A 1,252-nucleotide genomic window follows, 5' to 3' on the forward strand; every position below is an offset into this window, starting at 1 on the left:
GTCCGAGACGCCTTCCAGTCGGTCGACGACGCGAACGCCGACGCCTACGCCGCGAACACCGAGTCGTACCGCCAGTCGCTGTCGGACCTCGATACGGCCTTCGAGCACGGTCTGGAAACTCGCGAGCGCGACGTGCTTCTCGTCGCCGGCCACAACGCGTTCGGCTATCTTGCGGACCGTTACGACCTCGAAATCGTCGCGCTCACGGGCCTGTCGCCCGACGAAGAGCCGTCGCCGCGGGATATCGAACGCGCACAGCACGCCATCGAAGAACACGGCATCAAGCACGTCCTCGTCGACCCGTTAGAGTCGGACCGTGCGGCACAACAACTCGTCGCCGAGACGAACGCCGAAGACGTACTCCCGCTCACCCCGATTCCGGGGATGACACAGGAGTGGGAAGAGAACAACTGGGGTTACATCGACATCATGCGCGAGGTAAACCTTCCGACGCTGCGGACCGCCCTCGACGCGCGATGACCGTTATCTCACTCGACGATGTCGCCTTCTCGTACGGCGACGTTCCCGTTATCGACGGTATCTCGCTCGATGTCGAACAAGGCGAGTTCCTCGGACTCGTCGGCCCGAACGGGTCCGGGAAGAGTACGCTGTTGACGCTGCTGCTCGGTCTCCAGCGCCCCGACCGCGGTGAGATTCGGTTGTTCGGCGAACCAGCCCACCAGTTCGCCGACGGAGAGCGTATCGCCTACGTGGCACAGGACGTGACGAAGACGGCCCGGGACATGCCCATCACGGTTCGGGAAGTGGTTCGGATGGGCCGCTATCCGCGAAATCTGTTCGGCCGATTTTCGGATGCGGACCACGATGCAGTCGAGACGGCACTCGACCGCGTCGATATCGTGGACCTCGCCGATCGTCGCGTTGGCTCTCTCTCCGGCGGGCAACGACAGCACGTGTTCGTCGCCCGCGCACTCGCCGCCGAGACGGACCTGCTCGCCCTCGACGAACCGACGGTCGCCCTCGACGCGGAGTCGCGCGAGTCATTCTACGACCTCCTCCGCGACCTGAACGAACAGGGAATGACTATCGTCCTCGTCGAACACGATATCAGCGTCGTCACCGCCCGCGCGTCCCGAATCGCGTGTCTGAACAAGCGACTCTACTTCCACGGTTCCCCTGACGACTTCGCCGAGAGCGACGCCCTCGCCGCGGCCTACGGCGCGAACCAGCGCGTGTTGGACCACGACCACTGCCCCTTGAACGCCGACACCGGTCACACACACGGCACTGG

2 protein-coding genes are annotated in these 1,252 nt (G+C 64.4%); both read left to right on the plus strand.

The window, feature by feature from the left end; all coding sequences use genetic code 11:
* Positions 1–480, plus strand: a 480-nt coding sequence (locus QT222_RS00935; RefSeq protein WP_491476004.1) for a metal ABC transporter substrate-binding protein, incomplete at its 5' end; no start/stop codon positions are given.
* A partial coding sequence (locus QT222_RS00940) for a metal ABC transporter ATP-binding protein (protein WP_491476005.1) occupies positions 477–1,252 on the plus strand: 776 nt, incomplete at its 3' end. The genes QT222_RS00935 and QT222_RS00940, both read left to right, overlap by 4 nt.

The sequence above is a fragment of the Haloferax sp. s1 genome (assembly GCF_058382125.1).